This is a genomic window from Altererythrobacter sp. Root672, assembly GCF_001427865.1.
Taxonomy (GTDB): Bacteria; Pseudomonadota; Alphaproteobacteria; order Sphingomonadales; family Sphingomonadaceae; genus Croceibacterium_A.
This window is the reverse complement of the sequence record NZ_LMHH01000001.1, coordinates 1-15,924: the sequence shown is the minus strand read 5'-3', so window position 1 is coordinate 15,924 and position 15,924 is coordinate 1. Positions and strand designations below refer to the sequence as shown.

Genomic DNA, 15,924 nt, shown 5'->3' with positions numbered 1-15,924 from the left:
GAATCCGACCATGATTGTTATCCGCACGGCGGAGGAGATGGATCGCGCCTTGGACTCCCCGCTCGATCCACATCTACACCAGCTTCTGAATGGCCATCTCGATCGGCTGTCGGAATACGATGACTACGAGCTTTTAGAGCTTGCCCTGTTCATCGTCCTGCAGCCGAGCGACACACTCACCGACTTACAGAACGCCAGCCCTGTGCGGCTGGTCCAGGGGGCGGGTGGGAAGGCAGCCTTCGCAACTCTGCCCGAACTGGTCCGACAGCATTCCGACTGGATCGAGTTGGTCTTCATCCTGTCGGACGATGGCTTCGGCTTAGTGCTGTTCCTGCCCAAAGGGATCGACCTTGATCCCGACCTTCAATCGATCTTTGAACCCGTATTGCAGCACGCAGACAGCAACGCTGCTGATTGATCGCCATTGAACCACGCTCCCGCTGAGAAGGCGAGATCGGCTTCCTCTTAAATCGTAAATCCGATGGTTTTCATCGGCAGCAACACGCGGCGTCTGTGCATCGGCACGGGCGCCTTTTTCATTTCGAAAGGACACACCCATGCTCTCAATATATGACGACTCCTCCGCCAAGACCGTCCTCGACCAGCCGCTCAACCCGGAGTTGGTAGCTCTCATTACCGACCGGCTACACGATGCTGAGTCACTAGGCCTTGGTCAGATGACCCATCTCGTGGTGATCGAACCGACCGATACGGAAGCTGCTGTGTACCAGGAGCTCGGCTGGTCCCCGCTGACAAACCCAATCGACAAGGCACGGTTCGGCACAGCCGAGTTCGTCCCCTTCTGGTCGTGGCTCCAAGACCTCGGCGGTTGGTACGAGCTGATCCTCACAGTGGGCAATGAAGGGTTCGCCTACATCCTGCTCATCGAGAAGCAGGAGCGATCGCCGAATGATCTCCAGGCCCTGTGTCGCCACTATGCCGAAGAGGCCAAAGTGTGCGGCTGACAGCCTACTTCGTTGCGGGCTGCTTAGTGCTCGCCATTTTGAAAGTGAGCCTTCAAGTCGTGTTGGCGACGGGACTTATCGTGTTGATCTGGCTCGCCGTCACCCGCCCCTTCGAAACCGCCGCATGGCTCGCAATCTTGATCGGTTACGGCACTCTCAAGGTCTACCCTTTGCAGGGAATAGTCGCCCTAGGTGTGTTGACCGCACTCATCCTGATCAAGAGACGAAACTCTAAATCTTGAGGTCCTTGGCCAAAACAGGCGCAGGGGAAGGCTTCGGTGACCTGTGCGCGTTCCTCGCTTCTCGAAGGAGCGACACCACTTCTCTCGCCACAGGGATGAACCTCTCACCTGCAAGCGTGAGGCACGTCGTACCGGAGTGGGTTAGCTGCGGCCCCAACCATTCCCCCAAACTGAGAACATACCGACTTGCACCCCCTGGGTCGCAGTCCAACACCTTCGCGGCTTTGGAGTAACTTCCGCGATCGACTGCTTCCACAAACGCTTCCAGCCAAATTAGCCGCAACGTGTCCATTCGCTTGTCCGACATACTACCTTTCTGAGTCGCGGCTCGATGCCGAATGCCACCTTCCGCCCTGCAGTTACTGCATAACCCAACTCAAAAGCATCTCCAGCAGGAAAATGCAGCTCTGGCCTTTTTCCACAAATACAATGCGTTGAGGTCGATACAGGGGCCAGCCGCTGCATCACGCAACGGCGATCCAGTACGGTCCAGCTGAGAATGGATCGCCGACCCGCGTCGCTGACGGTCGGTCTTTGGACAAGCCCGCATCAGCTCCGGGCGCGTGAATATCAATACACACCCGGGCGGCTAACGCCGTCCGGACAAAATTAGCTATAAGGAATACAATGAATACAAATAATTACCTCCAAGCAAACGTTCGGGAGATCGGCCACTACCACGAGAGGTTCGGCGAGAGCATTTTGGAACGCATGGAAGCCATCAATGCGGATGTAGAAGCCGCCGGCATCCCGGGACTACTAAGCCTTATCGAAGCTCTGATCGGCGGTAACATACGGGATCGGGAAGATATCCTTGATCACCTGAGTCCCCTGTGCAGGCCCTTCGTGTACGAGGCCGCTGAGAAATTGCTCGATAAGTTCGAGGGCAACGATCCGTGGTGCCACCTGTGGACCGCAAACGAGGGTGGCTACTACAGCCTCACCGAAGGCAACTGATTGGACTGGCGGGGCTTCGTCCAGAGGCTCCGCCAAATCAGGCATGATGGAAAATAGCACCATTAACCAGGTGGAGAGCCACGGCTCTCCTCCAATCACCCCCATCCCTGTCGCCGAGGCGGCTCGTGAATCTACTCGCAAGAGCGCAATTGTGCCTGTCTGGCAAAGGCTCGAACGCGAGATGTTTCCGGATCAACCCTTCCCGGGGTTGAAACGTTTGCCGGTTACGCTGGCGAATGTCAGGTACCTACTCGACGCCAATGGCATCGAGCTGGGCTACAACGTCATCAAGAAGCAGCTGAGTAGTCGGCGCGGGTCCACGGACCTCGAAGAATGCGATCTGCAAAGCTTGGCTAACCTGAACGGCCTGGGTTCAAACCAGTTTCTCGATTTCGTCGGGACGCTGGCAAGACGCAACCCGAGCAACCCGGTAGCCGACTGGATCGACAGTCAGCCATGGGACGGTACCGACCGGCTCGAAGCCCTCTACGCAACCGTAGAGGTGCAAGAGGATTACCCGATCTACGCCCGGAACTTCCTTCTCCGACGCTGGCTGCTCAGCTGCGTGGCGGCAGCCTTGGAGCCTTCGGGGTTCAAGGCTCGCGGCGTCCTAGTGTTCCAGGGCGAGCAAGGTGTGGGGAAGACGAGCTGGATTGCCCGGCTGGTACCCGCTCCGATGACCGCAGAGTGGGTCAAGCTCGACCATCACCTCGACGCCCACAACAAGGACTCGATCTTCGGAGCGGTGACGCACTGGGTCGTGGAGGTCGGTGAACTCGATAGTTCGTTCCGCAAGGACGTCGCCCGCATCAAGGGCTTCCTTACGAACAGCATCGACAAGCTACGGCTCCCCTATGCCCGATCACCGATCGAAATGGATCGGCGGACGGTGTTTGCAGGGACCGTAAACGAGTGGAATTTCCTGATTGATCCGACCGGGAACAGCCGCTGGTGGACGATCCCCGTCACTAAGCTCGATTTCGGGCATGACATCGACACACAGCAGGTCTTTGCCCAGCTCGCAGTCGATTACCGAAACGGCGAGCAATGGTGGCTGAACCGCCCCGAAGAGGACTTGTTGGCCTCTCTCAACATCGCACATCAATCGGTGAGCGTGATTGAAGAACGCATCCTCGAACGGATCGACCAGGCCGATAAAAAGCCGCGTTCGATGACCGCCAGCAAGGTACTTGAGGAACTCGGCTTCCGGAACCCGTCCAACGCGCAAGCGAAGGAGGCCGGGGCCGTGCTTCGCTCGATCTACGGGCCGCCCAAGCGAATCCAGGGCATTATGAAGTGGCGGGTGTCCCTGCTCGAAGTCGATATGGCGACTTGGCAGGCCGCCGAGGCCGACGTGATCTACTAGCGTCGTCTAGCCGGTGGGGGCAGGGGGCGGTGGAATTCCGCACTCTTGCGATCGAGCCTCGATAGCGTGACGTCCGGCAAGTTCGGAAGCCTCGCCACCCCCAACCTCCACCAGCTGCCCCCAAAGCAGCAACCCGGGGCCTCAGGACAGCACCCTTCGCAATTTCGCGTTTTCGCCAAGGCGAGAGCGCCGCGAAGCGCTGCCCTGAGCCCTACCCACCAGCCGCTCGGACTTCGCGCCCCACGGGGCCGTGAGGCCGGGCGCGTCAAACCCATTCAAATTAGGAAACCGAAAAATGCCAAGAGTTAAGCTCGATGCGACCACGTGTCTCATCGCTACCTGCCCTGAGGGCGAAACCAAGCAAGTCTACACTGATACAATCACAACGGGCTTCCTGCTTGAAGTCCGTCCGAACGGAGGGAAGACCTATTACCTCCGCTACACAGACAGTGGCGGAAGGCTCCGCCAGCACAAGATTGCCCGGTACGAAGATGTGACGTTCGACCAGGCCCGGAAGGTTGCTAAGCGGCTCCGCTCGGAAGTGACGCTCGGCGGCGACCCCGCCGCTCAGAAGGCCGAAAAGAAGGCCATCCCGACCTACACCAAACTGGCCGAACGCCACATCGCGTACGCCAAGACATACCAGCGCAGCAGTAGCAGCAGCGCCACGGAACGGGTCATTCAGCTGCATATCGAACCACGGTTCGGTCGGCTGCGGTTAGATGAAATCAAGTCGCAGGACATCGCGAAGCATCTCGCCGAAAAGCGAGAGAGTGGGCTTGCACTTGCCACGGTCGAAAAGATCCGGGTAACAATGCACCGCTCTTTCGAACTCGGTGGCAAGTGGGGCATTCCAGGCAGTCAGCCGAACCCGGTCAAGGGCATCGCCAGGCCGAAGTTCAACAATGCCCGGGAACGTTACCTGACGGCTGAGGAAGCGAAGCGGCTGCACAAAGCGGTGGCCGCGTCATCGAACCCGCAGCTGCAAAACATCGTCGGCCTGCTTCTCCTGACCGGGGCTCGCAAGCGGGAGTTGTTGGACGCAAAATGGCAGCACGTCGACGTTGAAAGGAAGGCGTGGCTGATCCCGGACAGCAAGACCGGCAAGGCGCGTCATGTGCCGCTCTCACAGGCAGCGATCGACATCATCAAGCAGTTGCCGAAGTTCGACAAGTGCCCATGGCTCCTGCCGTCACTCGATACGCGAGAGCCTTTCGTGGACCTCAAAAGAGCCTGGACAACGGCACGGGACCAGGCAGGCCTACCGGGTCTGCGTATCCACGACTTAAGGCATTCGGCAGCATCCTTCATGATCAACGCGGGTATCGACCTCTTCGCCGTGGGTCGGATCCTGGGGCATACCGACCACCAAAGCACGATGCGTTACAGCCATCTAGCTAACGACACGCTGATGAAGGCTGTCGAGGCAGGTGCCACGAAGATGTCCGTCAGCTGGGCAGGTACGCACAGCCTCTAACTCCAACCCCTCTCCGGACCCCGTGAGCATCACATTATGCGGACCACACCCTTCAAGGAACTACCATGACTTTAGTATCAATCTGGCCCGGAGCCCTCACCGCGCCTGCACCGCCCACCGGACCCGACGGCCTCTATGACCGATTGCGTAAACTTTTGCGTGATTGCGGCCCCAACAAGCACGACCAGGCAATTGTCCTGATTACCGCCTGCGTAGAGGAGGGCATCACTCAGGGCCGGGATATCGTGCGTACCCTGCAAGCTCTCGGCCTCAACGCCCAACACGTCGGCAAGACCTTGTCCGACGGCACCGGCAATCAACCTGAACGGCATCGTTGGAGAAAGGATGCCGCGGGTTGCTACGTCAATCTCGTCTAAGCGTACCTCGACCCGCCTGCGCTTTGAGCTGAGGGCATCCCCGGATTTGTCCCCCTCGTGGTGGGCAGGTCCGGGGATTTTCCGGCAATTTTTTTGTGAGCTTGCGGCGAGACGATGCCGACCATTCCATCGTCAACTTGCGCCCGACGGTCGGATGGATCGCGGCAACTGGCATTTCAGTATCACGCGGGATTGCGGGTCGGGGAGTGCGAGCATAAGGCGCCGCCTCCGATCAAACTTGGGGGAATATATGAGGTTACGGATTATCGCGCCGATCATGGCTGCGATGTTTATGTACGCAGCACCGGCAAGCGCGCAGGTCGTTCTCGAAGCGAATGGGGCAAACTCCGAGGATCTCTGGGGCGGCGAACTGGGGGTTGGTTACTCGATCGTTTCTGCCGGCGGCTTCCGGGTTACTCCTTCGGTGGGTGCCTTCCTCTACCAAGGCGATGACGACCGTTATTATCTTGACGACAACGGTGGGAATCCCCGCTGTCGGGATTCGACTAACGGTCAATACGCCGACACCAAGCTTTGCGATGATACCGCTGCAGAGTTCTATGCCCGAGCAGAGGCAACGTACTCGATCCCCGCTGGCTTCACCTTCGGCGGAGGCGTTCGTTACATGGCCGATGAGTTCCGGCCGTACGGAACGCTAGCTATCCCCCTGGCTCCAAAACTCCTCATCAAGGGGAATGCCGGTCCGGAGTATTTTGCGGCAGGCCTGCAAGCTCGGTTCTAAGCGGCGCTCAAAAAGGGAAGCGGTGGAGGGCCGAAGCACTCACCACCGCTTTCCAATCGTTCGTGCGGCGATCAGGCCTTTGATCGACGGTAACCGGCGGCCAACGCCTGCTCTTCGGTACAAAACATCTCCTCGGCCCGCGTCGCATCATAGTAGGGCCGGCCGGGGAGATGATAGATCCACTCGCCACGGTTGTTCCGGTTGCCTTTGATGAGGCACGCGCCGCCAGGCGCAGACGACGTTCGTGGCGAGCGGCTGGTCGCTCGCTCCTGCGGTCTCGTCCGCTCCTCTGCGGCGAGCCGATAGTATTCCGGCAAATCAAAAGTTGAACGCCATAGTCCGGCGCGATTACCTCGGGCCCGAACTTCGTAAGACACATAGTCCTGGCTGTATTTGCGGAACGCGGTCGCCCAGCCCGCTTCCACCATGGTCCTGTTAAGCTGGGTCCCACCCGCCGAGCACACTGCAACGAGGCGGCCGTATTGGTCTTGCTCCTCACCCGTGCATTCGACTCGCTGGGCACCGATGATACCCGCAAGTTGACGCCCCGCTTCCTCACCACAAGCCCAAGCTTCACCGTTGAGGTCGCAGGTTTGCTTAAGCTCGGGTGCGTCGATGCCGAAAAGCCTGATCCGGCGATCCTGGATCTCGATCGTGTCCCCATCGATCACTTGTGCCGGTCCCGACAGGACTTCAGCTGCGACCGGTGCTGCGCTGGCGAGCAGGGCGAAAAGAAGTGCGGCTTTCATACGGTGCCGCTTAGCTCAGTATCGTCGAGAATGTCTTACCGGGCCTGACCTGTGTTAGCATGCCGATCGCGCCAGCCGGGCTGATAACGACCGACGCTGTTTCATCAGTAGGCATGGTCAAGCACCTGGGCACCCTCGTGCTTTGGTACGCTAGTCGGAAACTTGAGACCCAAGGGCGGCTTACCCTTCTACGTCCACCTGGACTTGCTGCGCCAAGCTTAGTGCCAACAGCTGCCGGACCGGCACCATGTGCTTGTTATCTCGACCGGAGTAACGAGCGAGTTCTTTGGCCTTTGCAAAGGGACCAAAGTAGATTTCCGTACACTGGCCGTCATGCGACACGCCTAGCACTAGCAATAAATCCGCTTCCCCTCGAAACCCAATTTGACCAGCCGCTCGGTTGGCCTTGATTTGAACTGTAAGACCTTCTGCAGTCACAGCGTCGTAGCTCGACGCGCCGGCCGGTGCTTTAATCAGTCCGTAGCGCTCAATCGCGACAAACTCGCCGTAATCGCCAAGAAGGTTTCCCATTCCGGCCCAGCGAAATTCAGGCGCTAGTGCTCTGAGCGCGTTCTGCGCAGAAAACAGGGTTGCCATTATGTGCTGAACAGCTTCGACCTTGGATTGCTCGTTCATATCGCTACCGAACTTGTTGGATTATGAAGCATAGAGAAGTTCGTCTTCGCTTGATAGAAGTGGGCCGGATCGGTCAATTCTGGAGGCATTGTAGTGTTGCTCGATGACATCGAATTGCTCGTTGCGAGAAGACCAGGATTGACCGAGGCACAAATCGCTCACGCGCTCTTCGGACCCGACGCTTATCAGCAGAGGGTCAATTCAACCTGTCGACGACTGATGCGAAATGGCAAGGTCCGCCGTGAAGGCAAAGGCTACCAGGCAGACCCCTTTCGCTATTTTGTGGTCGCTCGATAGAGCATTACCCTTCGACATCCTTTGAGTATGTTTTAGACCCCTGCTCTTGGTCGGGCCAGACGCGAGACGGATTGGGGGCAATGCAGGAACGCTATCTTGGGGATTCCCACGACTTCTTGAAGTACGGATTGCTCCGCCACCTTCAGGCCAACCTCGACTTGCGGCTCGGCATCAATTGGTATCTGACCTTACCGGAGCAGGTGGATCGACCGGGAAACAACGACGGCGAAAAACGGCATCACCTCAAAGGCGGTGTCTGGCGTGAAGCCGACCCGGACCTGTTTGAGCGCATTCACGGCTTCGATGTACCAGCTGCCAGATCGCTCGCGAATGTCGCCGCGTGGGGCATCCTTCCGGCTGAAACCGACTACTTTGAGCGCCCCGTAGCGGCGCAGGATCGAGGCTGCTGGCATCGCGAAGGGGTCGATGCCCTCAACCGCGCCGATCTCGTCTTCCTCGACCCAGACAACGGCTTTGAGGTTAAGTCGATGACGTCACGGACGCGGCCAAAATATGCGCTGTACAGCGAGGCCATCGATTACCTTGCGGCTGGAAAGTCGGTCGTCGCCATTCAGTTTGCCCGACAATGCGACCCCGTTCAGCGAGCGATAGAGGTTCGCGAAAAGCTGGCGTCGTTTTGCGGAGAAGCTGCGAACCTGCCAATTCTGCGTGGGCGGGTTGCGCCCAATCTACTGTTCTTCACCTTGGCGCCTGCGGGCATGACCGAGCGGCTTGCAGCAGCACTGCGGGAGTTCTCCACCCGATGCGCAAAGGTTGAATTGGTCCCTTAGCTGCAGGCAAGTGCGTGGCGAAGTTGTTCGGCCCAATCGCGCAACCCAGACTGATAACGACAGATATGTAAAGTCCGGCGAGGCCCCGCCGACAGATCGCACGCAAAACCAACTAGCTGTCTTCATACAGCTTTGCGAACCTTTGCGTTCAAAGTGGGATGACCCACTCAATGAGGTAGGTGTCGTCCATAGCTGCTTCCACGTAGTCGCTGCTGCTCGGCGGGCTGGGCGTGTTTGCACTTGTTGCCTCAGCAAGCTTATCCGCCCATCGCCCCATCTCTTGGAGATGAGCATCTCTAGCTTCCTCACTTGCCGCTCGTTTGGCCTCAATGAGTGCTTCACGAAGGTTCTTCCAACATTCGTTTCGATCGATGCTGTCTGGCACGAGAAGAACTCCAGGGACGGTAGTGGAGTTGGCGGTCTCTAGCGACCGCTCACACTTGGCTCCCTTAGCGAACCGGCTGCAATCGTCCCACTGCGGTCGATAACTGATGCTACGGTGTTACCCTCGGCGACGGGTGTTTAGTGCGTCCGACCGACGCTGCGCCACGTTGAACCCCTCTTTCACGCTACTTTCTGTAACTCTGCAATACGCTGGAACTCGCTAAGCAGCTGGGCGTGGTGCTTGGCCAGATGACGTACTATCCGTGCATTTTCGAGCAGGCTTGAGACATAGGCTGACGCGAGCATTAGATCTAGGTGGTCCTCACCATAGTTCTGTTCGATCTGCTTGAATTGCCTATCCAGCCGAGCGGCCTCTTCCGTCATCAGGTCGACTTGATCTGGGGTCAGACCCAGTCGAGGCTTTTTAGTGCTTTCAATCAATTGGTCGGGAGGCGTAGCGGCGACGATCGATTTCACATAACCCAACGAATACTGGTTCATTGCGACCATCATTTCTGCAGCCGCGATCTGTCGCATCGGCTTCAGGACACGAAGTTGCTTGAAAGCATTGATTGCTACGTGCTTGTCCTTGAGGAGTTCGACGGCTTCATCGCAGATGCCGGAAAGAAGGTTCCGCTTAGTCCGGATACTCTGGATGTTTACGTCTAGCGCACGAGCAAGCCGTTCCTCCGACACTCCTCGGTTTATCGCTTCCAGAATCATGCGGTGTTCTTGAATGGTCGCAATGCGGCTGATCCGGCGGTTGTAGGAGAACCCTTCGTCTTCGGTGGCGACAAGGCAGACGACGTCTGACTCCTGCTGCGCAATCAGGACATCTAGTCTTAAGTGACCATCCAGGAGCCGAAAATGCCCTTCGACCGAAGGATCGCGAACCACCACGGGCGGTTCGATAAGCCCTACTTCTCTGATAGAGGCAGCGATCTGTCGATACTTCACGGTGTTGCGAACCGTCGAGTTGAATGGACGTAGTGGCCGTATTTGGTCCAGCGGTATCCGGAGCGTCGCTTCTTCGAATGCGCGGGCGACAGGTCGCTTGACCTTTCCAGTCATTGCACTGCACCCGGTTCAGTCCGTAATCGAAGAGCCAGGTTGCTGGGCAGTGTCGGTAGATGTTCCTTTTCAAGCAAGCTGATAAACCCGGAGTCCTGACTAAGCCGTCGCAGAGCTTCGACAATCAGGAGCAACTTGTCTTTAGTGGAATGCGCGCGCTCGATCAGCGAGCGCTTCCGATCAGCATCTTCTTTGTAGGCTTTCACCAGCGCCTTCGCAGAGACACCTTCGTTTCGCCGGCCACTGTTTCGTGAAAGGCCTTTGCCGTGCCGCCGACGGTCTTCAATTACTTTTCGAGCAATCAGAAGCTTTCGCCCCTTCAGCAACCCGCCTTCATAAGCTCGCGTAAGCGCTGTTTGCATGTCGGAGTCCTTTGCATCAGCGATTTCCACCGCGACGCTCAGAGGGATCGTGCCGCGCTCCACTGATCGCAGAAGTCGCTGCTCGCCATTGGCAAGAAGCCGGATAACGCAGCGCACATAATCGGCCTTTAACCCAGTCTTTTGCGCTATGTCCGACGGTGAGTAGCCCCTCTCAGCCATTCCCCCGATATCTTGTAACAATTCGACAGCCGTGTGTTGTCGCCTCGCGCAGTTTTCTACGAGACTTGCGACAAGGCACTCGTCGCGGTCGGCTTCGATCACGAGCGCCGGAACTTCGGTCTGTCCGAGCGCTATATACGCCTCTAATCGACCTTGACCGCAAACAAGGTCGTAGGAGGAACCATCACCGTCGGCACGTTGTGTCACAGTGATTGGCCGCTTCAGTCCTATGTCGGCGATGTTATCGACTATGTCCCTGAACGATCCCCGGTTCCGCACACGCGGATTGATCACCGCAATGCAGTCGATTGCGATCATCGAAATATGTTGGGCTGGATGTGAGGTCATCAGGCCGCCTTCCGATAATGGTCTCGCGCAGCCATTTGAAAAAATGGCTCGAGACTGTCGAAGCGATAGGCATCAAGCGAAAGACCGTTATATTCAGCAATGCGCAGCACCGCCTCGCGCACGTCCAGGCGCGGTAACAGATAATAATCTCTAGGGTATTCGTTGGACCTGTCCATCCGCACTGCCACGGTCAGGTTCGGCCGAAGTCTTTCGTCTAGCCGCAACTTCCAGCGCAGACTTCCAGCAGTGGTTGTCGAGCAGCGGACAATCACGAGCGAGACCGTGAACTCCCCGTTGATCGTCAACAGATCGGTGGCGGGATCCTGGGATACAGCCCCACCGGCTGATACAACGCCTTGGATTGCCGCTCTGACGATGTCGGGATGCATCGCTCGTAATTTCCGATTGATTTCGAGAAAGCGAAAATCATGGTCTGGCACAAAGCCAATCAGCGTGTAGGCTCTGAGTAGACTCCCAAAACGGGTGCGGTATGAATGGCTCGACGGGCAACCCTCAGTTTCGTCAATAACCAAGCCTGAAAGGTAGCCGTTACGTTCAAGAATTTGCGCAAGAAGTTCCAGCATCTCACTGTCAGCTAATTTTGCGCTTCTCTGATGAATGATCGCTTTTGCGGCGCTAAATAACGTCGGATCTACAATACTTTCAAAAACTCCATCTGCCCTAATCCAGGCATCAGGCTTGTTGCGGATGCAGTTGCCTTTCAACTTAAAGGAAGTTCGCGCCCAGACGTTATTGCCGATATACTTTTCGTTAATAAGCAATTGATGGACCGTCCCACGCGTCCACTCTCTTCCGGCACCATTTTCGATATTTCGTCGGTTTAGCTCTTCGGCGATTTGCCCTTCCGTCCATGCCCGCTTTGCAAATAGTCGATAGATCTCCCGAACAACTTCGATCTCGTGATCGGGTCCAGGTACTAGTACCACTCGGTCAGTCGTGATGCTTTTATGTTCTCCGGGAGCCAAAATGCCTTTCCTCCGACCCGACTGGTCAAGGAGCATGCGCCTAAGGCCATAGCCGGCCGCTCCGCCCTGCCGAAAACCGAGGCGAATTAGATTAGCCTGACCCGAAAACACCTTGACTGACAGCTCGCGGCTGTATTCGCCCGCCATGGCCCGTTTGACGGTCTTAATTATGGACGAGCTGATGCTGCCGTCGTTTTCAAACTGCTCAGCGCAGTAGTGGACCTGAACGCCAGCACGACGGCAACTCAGTTCGTACGTTGCCGCCTCGTCGGGATCTTGAAACCGTCCCCACCGGCTAACGTCATATACGAGGAGAACCGTAAATTCCGCTAAGCCCCGTGAAACATCGTCGAGTAGCCGCTGCAGCGCTGGACGGCCGTCCAACGTAAGACCGCTCTTCCCCTCATCGGCGTAGGTTCGAACAATCTCATACCCTCTTCGAGCAGCGTAGTGGCGAATTGCGATAGCCTGATTGTCGGTGGAGTACCTTTGATGCTCCGTCGACATACGGACGTATTCTGCCGCCAGTAATTTCGGCGGTGTAGTCCTGTCGAACTCTGGCGAGTGATCCAACATCCTGCGTCTCGGACACGCTGCTTAACCCGCGTGTACATGATCGGAGACGCAAGAATGGCTCGTAATACCGAAAGCCCACTTCGGGATTCACCCTGTGTTCTCGCGAAATCCGTCCTTGCGGCGCAAATTGGCGAGGCCCTCCAAAGCGAACTCGGAGGGAGTCGTCGAGCGAGCAAGACGGTGATGCGTTGGACAGGTGTTAGCGACACGGCAGCACGGGCGTGGCTGCACGGGCGAGCTGCTCCCAGCGGCGTTCACCTCCTAGCTCTGGCGGCACGCTGCCCACCTGTCATGAACGTCGTTCTTCAGGTCACAGGCCATGCCGAACTCCAGCTGGGCCTTCAAATCCGCGAAATCGAAGTCCGCCTCAACGTGGCTTTGGCGCATGTCCAAGCAATTGGTCTGGCAATTCGTCCCGCCCTGGACTGACCTTCATTTGGCCCGAGCCGAAGAGCAAGATACGTTCGGACACTAGGCGTCGAGCAGTGAATTCGGGTTGGCACCGGGTCGATATTCGGCCTCACTTCCTACGAAAGCACTTTCGCTAGGAAAACGCTCCACAGGCGGAATTCGGCGAGTTTGGGTGGTCTTTGGGTCGCACCAGCCGCTCAGCCAAAATCTCCCCAGAAACGGCGGAATTCCTCACGTCTGCGCCGAGCTTCCAAGGCCTTCGTAATGATGGGGTCACGTGTTCGAGTCACGTAAGCGGCACCACCTCTTTCCCTAGGCAATCTGTAAAAGTCCTGCCGAAAGCGCTTTCGGCTGGAAAGCTGGGCGAGGCAGCCACCCCCGGCTTGCGCCGGGGGCTCTCGCTCAGTCAGCCGCCGAGGCCTTCCTTGCTGACGTTTAGGGTGGCTCCCACAGGCAAAGCCCTGGCGGCGAAACCGGGAGGCGCATTGCTCCCGGGCGAAACCGTCAGGCCTGCAGCATTGTCGACCACGAGCTTGGCCCACAGCTTGTTGCCATCCTTGAACCAGGATGTCTCACGGGCCTCGCGAAGTTCCGCCAGGCTGGACTTCTCCACGCCGCCGGTGGCGACAGTGAACCCGGGAAACTCGAGAATAACCGAGGAGCCGTCGTCCATTTCGGTCAGGGACAGGGACAGCTTGTCCCTGGACGTCTCGACCCGTAGCTCAGCGCCACTGCCGATCGTGGTTTCCCCGACATATTCGAACCGCTTGCCATGGCGCTGGAGGATGATCGGATCGGTGATCGGGCCTGTTTCGAACCCGCTGAAATTGCCTGCGATGCTGAACCGGCCGATGTCGCCCCTGCAGATGGCAGCATTCCAGGTCGCCTTGATCTGGCAGGCTTCTTCATCGGCCGCGATGCCGTTGTCGATGACGATGTAGGCGCCGGGAATGCCGCTGACCGAGCCGTCGAGGTCGCGGAAGGCCGCGCTCTTGTAGGCTGCACTGCGCCCGTAATCCGACGCCCAGCGGCGTTGGATCGGCGGGAAGCTGACCGGCTGGGCGTTGACGAAGGTCAGGCCCTTGACCGAGTTGTCGGTGCTCATGCCGAAGCTGGTGAACAGCAGGTAGGAGAGAGCGCCCGCATCGCGCAGCTCGTTGGACACGTAGTTCACGAACTTGGTGTTTTCGACTTCGTGGTGGAAATCGTAATACTCGTAGCCGCGGATCGGGAAGTCCGCGGATGCGTTCGGCAGGCTGCGGCCGTAAGCCACTTCTTCGGGCGTGGTGGGGTTACCAATGTTGTCGCTCTCCCCCACGAACAGCGAATCGACGACCCGTGACGTGTAGGGCGCGATACCGGGAATGCCGGAAGCATGGGTGAAGCCGATGGCGTTGTCGGCCAATTTCAGATTGGTGTAGAGATGCATCTCACCACGGCCCCAGATGGCGCCGTTGCGGTTCTTGTAGCCGGTGAAATTGTCGAACACCGACGCCACCAAGCCGCTGCTCGTATCCGCGGGATTGGCGTAGCTGGTCAGATTGGGGCCGGCGATACCGAACTTGCCGTCGGGCCCGGGGCCGCGGTCAAGCATCAGACCATCGAAGTTGGAGTGGGCGACATTGCCGCTGAACTCCCGCAGCTTGGTCCGTCCGGGCCAGGTATTGGCGCTGATTTCCGTGCCTGCGAACTGGCCTGTCGGATGCGTCGGAAAGGCCATCCAGAAGCCGATCTGGTCGGAGCCTGCGGCCACGTTGTCGCGGTAGACGTTGTCGGGATTGGTGATCCAGAAGGTGGAGACGGTGTTGTCCGAGGGGATCAGGATATGCTCGGAAGCCTGACCCTTCGTCGACTGATGAGCCAGGGTAAGGTTGGTCGGCTCGCACGGCAGTGTCGGATGACACTTGGTCATGATCCCGAGGTTGTGGACGAACTGGTTGCCGGTCTCGACCGCGTCTTCGAGGAAGAAGCAGTGCCCCACGGTGTTGAAGGTGACGTTGTTCTCCACCTGGACGTTGTTGGTGCCGTGGACGGTGACGCAACGGCTGTAGGTGTCGTGGATGGCCGAGTTCTTGATGTACTGCCCCTGGCCTTCGCCGATCAGGTGCCAGCCATGATGTGGCCGCCGAAGTAGGTGCTTTCCGCGTCGTCCGACGCCTGGATGCGGATATTGCGCGTCAGCAAGCCGACCTCGCCGCGCTCGTCGACCCCGTAGGTGATCTTGCCGAAGTGCATGTATTGCAGCGCGCGATCGAGCGTGATCACGTTGCCGTTGACGGCTGCGACCGTGCGCTTCTCGGCCTGCCGCGGGTTGAAGTCGGTTGAGGCCAGGACGATCTCGTCGCCCTTGCGCCAGCCCGAGGCGTCGAGCACTTCGATCCGGGTGCTGCCGGCCTCGGCGGTCTGGGCGAGCTTGCTCCAGGTGTGCTCCCGGTCGCCGTGCAGGCTCAGCGTGCCGCCCATCAGCACGATCCCGCGATCGCCCATGGTGTTGACGTCTTCGCCGGGGACCTTGTCGGTCAGGGTGATCGTGGCCTTGCGGGTATAGGGCTTGGCCTCGCTGCCGATCTGCAGCTCGCCCCCGCGCAGATAGATCCACTCGGTTTCCAGCCCGATGTCGCGATCGTCGGCAAAGCTGAGCTTGCCGTCGATGGTCAGGCTGCGCAGCGCCGGCGGATCGACGTCGAGGAGCACGTCCATGTCCTGCCCGATGGTGACCGCGTCCCCTTCGCGCGGCACCTTCCGGTCAGGCCAGGCGGCCGGATCGGACCAGCGCACTTGCCTGACCGCTGAAGCCGGCGTGGTTTCGGCGGTCTGGGCGTGCGCGTGGGCGTGGTTATCCTGCGCAGCGGCTCCCGCCCCCGTGCCTAGCAGCAGCGACACCGGAAGAAGCAAGGCAACACGGAGCAGGCGCGATCGCAGGCGCATTATGGTCATCCCCTCAATCGGGACTGTGTCCCGTTATTATTTTGACCAGTGTCTGCAACGGATAGCCCGATTTGCCAAG

18 protein-coding genes are annotated in these 15,924 nt (G+C 58.5%); 10 read left to right on the top strand and 8 right to left on the bottom strand.

Going from position 1 to position 15,924, the window contains the following annotated elements:
* Positions 1-10 precede the first annotated feature (10 nt).
* From ASD76_RS00080 to ASD76_RS00070, 3 genes are all read left to right on the top strand, one after another.
* On the top strand, positions 11-418 hold the full coding sequence (locus ASD76_RS00080; protein WP_055916765.1) for a hypothetical protein: 408 nt from the start codon (positions 11-13) through the stop codon (positions 416-418).
* Between the two features lie 139 nt (positions 419-557).
* Positions 558-965: a hypothetical protein gene (locus tag ASD76_RS00075; RefSeq protein ID WP_055916762.1), complete on the top strand. Its 408-nt coding sequence runs from the start codon at positions 558-560 to the stop codon at positions 963-965.
* Entirely contained in the window at positions 956-1,207 is a 252-nt protein-coding gene (locus tag ASD76_RS00070) for a hypothetical protein (RefSeq protein WP_055916759.1), read from the top strand. Before ASD76_RS00075 ends, ASD76_RS00070 begins: the two co-directional genes overlap by 10 nt.
* Here ASD76_RS00070 and ASD76_RS18820 read toward each other — a convergent pair.
* Positions 1,197-1,499 carry a LysR family transcriptional regulator gene (locus tag ASD76_RS18820; RefSeq protein WP_162249616.1) on the bottom strand — a complete coding sequence of 101 codons (303 nt, stop codon included), beginning with the start codon at positions 1,497-1,499 and terminating at the stop codon, positions 1,197-1,199. The genes ASD76_RS00070 and ASD76_RS18820 overlap by 11 nt on opposite strands.
* Before the next feature lie 335 nt (positions 1,500-1,834).
* Between ASD76_RS18820 and ASD76_RS00065 the strand changes: the two genes are divergently transcribed.
* From ASD76_RS00065 to ASD76_RS00045, 5 genes are all read left to right on the top strand, one after another.
* Positions 1,835-2,164: a hypothetical protein gene (locus ASD76_RS00065; RefSeq protein WP_055916758.1), complete on the top strand. Its 330-nt coding sequence runs from the start codon at positions 1,835-1,837 to the stop codon at positions 2,162-2,164.
* Positions 2,165-2,372: 208 nt separating this feature from the next.
* Positions 2,373-3,530 carry a virulence-associated E family protein gene (locus ASD76_RS00060; RefSeq protein ID WP_162249615.1) on the top strand — a complete coding sequence of 386 codons (1,158 nt, stop codon included), beginning with the start codon at positions 2,373-2,375 and terminating at the stop codon, positions 3,528-3,530.
* A gap of 295 nt (positions 3,531-3,825) precedes the next feature.
* The gene (locus tag ASD76_RS00055; RefSeq protein WP_055916754.1) at positions 3,826-5,007 is read left to right on the top strand and encodes a tyrosine-type recombinase/integrase; all 1,182 of its coding nucleotides are present in this window, start codon (positions 3,826-3,828) and stop codon (positions 5,005-5,007) included.
* A 65-nt stretch (positions 5,008-5,072) separates the two neighbouring features.
* On the top strand, positions 5,073-5,384 hold the full coding sequence (locus ASD76_RS18090) for a hypothetical protein (protein WP_156457483.1): 312 nt from the start codon (positions 5,073-5,075) through the stop codon (positions 5,382-5,384).
* Positions 5,385-5,661: 277 nt separating this feature from the next.
* On the top strand, positions 5,662-6,126 hold the full coding sequence (locus ASD76_RS00045; protein ID WP_235506430.1) for a hypothetical protein: 465 nt from the start codon (positions 5,662-5,664) through the stop codon (positions 6,124-6,126).
* A gap of 71 nt (positions 6,127-6,197) precedes the next feature.
* Here ASD76_RS00045 and ASD76_RS00040 read toward each other — a convergent pair whose 3' ends face one another.
* The gene (locus tag ASD76_RS00040) at positions 6,198-6,875 is read right to left on the bottom strand and encodes a thermonuclease family protein (RefSeq protein WP_055916748.1); all 678 of its coding nucleotides are present in this window, start codon (positions 6,873-6,875) and stop codon (positions 6,198-6,200) included.
* Between the two features lie 180 nt (positions 6,876-7,055).
* Positions 7,056-7,511: a DUF6998 domain-containing protein gene (locus ASD76_RS00035; RefSeq protein ID WP_055916745.1), complete on the bottom strand. Its 456-nt coding sequence runs from the start codon at positions 7,509-7,511 to the stop codon at positions 7,056-7,058.
* A gap of 377 nt (positions 7,512-7,888) precedes the next feature.
* Between ASD76_RS00035 and ASD76_RS00030 the strand changes: the two genes are divergently transcribed.
* Positions 7,889-8,599, top strand: coding sequence for a hypothetical protein (locus ASD76_RS00030; RefSeq protein WP_055916743.1), 711 nt, complete (start codon positions 7,889-7,891; stop codon positions 8,597-8,599).
* Between the two features lie 564 nt (positions 8,600-9,163).
* On the opposite strand, the gene ASD76_RS00025 is transcribed toward ASD76_RS00030, so the two are convergent.
* Genes ASD76_RS00025 through ASD76_RS00015 form a run of 3 tightly spaced genes read right to left on the bottom strand, consistent with a single transcriptional unit; the run spans position 9,164 to position 12,506 of the window.
* Entirely contained in the window at positions 9,164-10,054 is an 891-nt protein-coding gene (locus ASD76_RS00025; protein WP_055916740.1) for a plasmid partitioning protein RepB C-terminal domain-containing protein, read from the bottom strand.
* Entirely contained in the window at positions 10,051-10,944 is an 894-nt protein-coding gene (locus ASD76_RS00020; RefSeq protein WP_055916737.1) for a plasmid partitioning protein RepB C-terminal domain-containing protein, read from the bottom strand. Before ASD76_RS00020 ends, ASD76_RS00025 begins: the two co-directional genes overlap by 4 nt.
* Complete coding sequence (locus ASD76_RS00015) at positions 10,944-12,506, bottom strand: recombinase family protein (RefSeq protein WP_055916734.1); 1,563 nt, start codon at positions 12,504-12,506, stop codon at positions 10,944-10,946. Before ASD76_RS00015 ends, ASD76_RS00020 begins: the two co-directional genes overlap by 1 nt.
* A 291-nt stretch (positions 12,507-12,797) precedes the next feature.
* On the opposite strand from ASD76_RS00015, the gene ASD76_RS18440 reads away from it, so the two are divergent.
* Positions 12,798-12,935, top strand: a complete 138-nt coding sequence (locus ASD76_RS18440; RefSeq protein WP_162249614.1) for a hypothetical protein — start codon at positions 12,798-12,800, stop codon at positions 12,933-12,935.
* A 388-nt stretch (positions 12,936-13,323) separates the two neighbouring features.
* On the opposite strand, the gene ASD76_RS00010 is transcribed toward ASD76_RS18440, so the two are convergent.
* Entirely contained in the window at positions 13,324-14,925 is a 1,602-nt protein-coding gene (locus tag ASD76_RS00010; protein WP_055916731.1) for a hypothetical protein, read from the bottom strand.
* Between the two features lie 92 nt (positions 14,926-15,017).
* A complete protein-coding gene (locus tag ASD76_RS00005) occupies positions 15,018-15,845 on the bottom strand; it encodes a G8 domain-containing protein (protein ID WP_162249613.1) in 828 nt (275 codons plus the stop codon).
* Between the last annotated feature and the right edge of the window lie 79 nt (positions 15,846-15,924).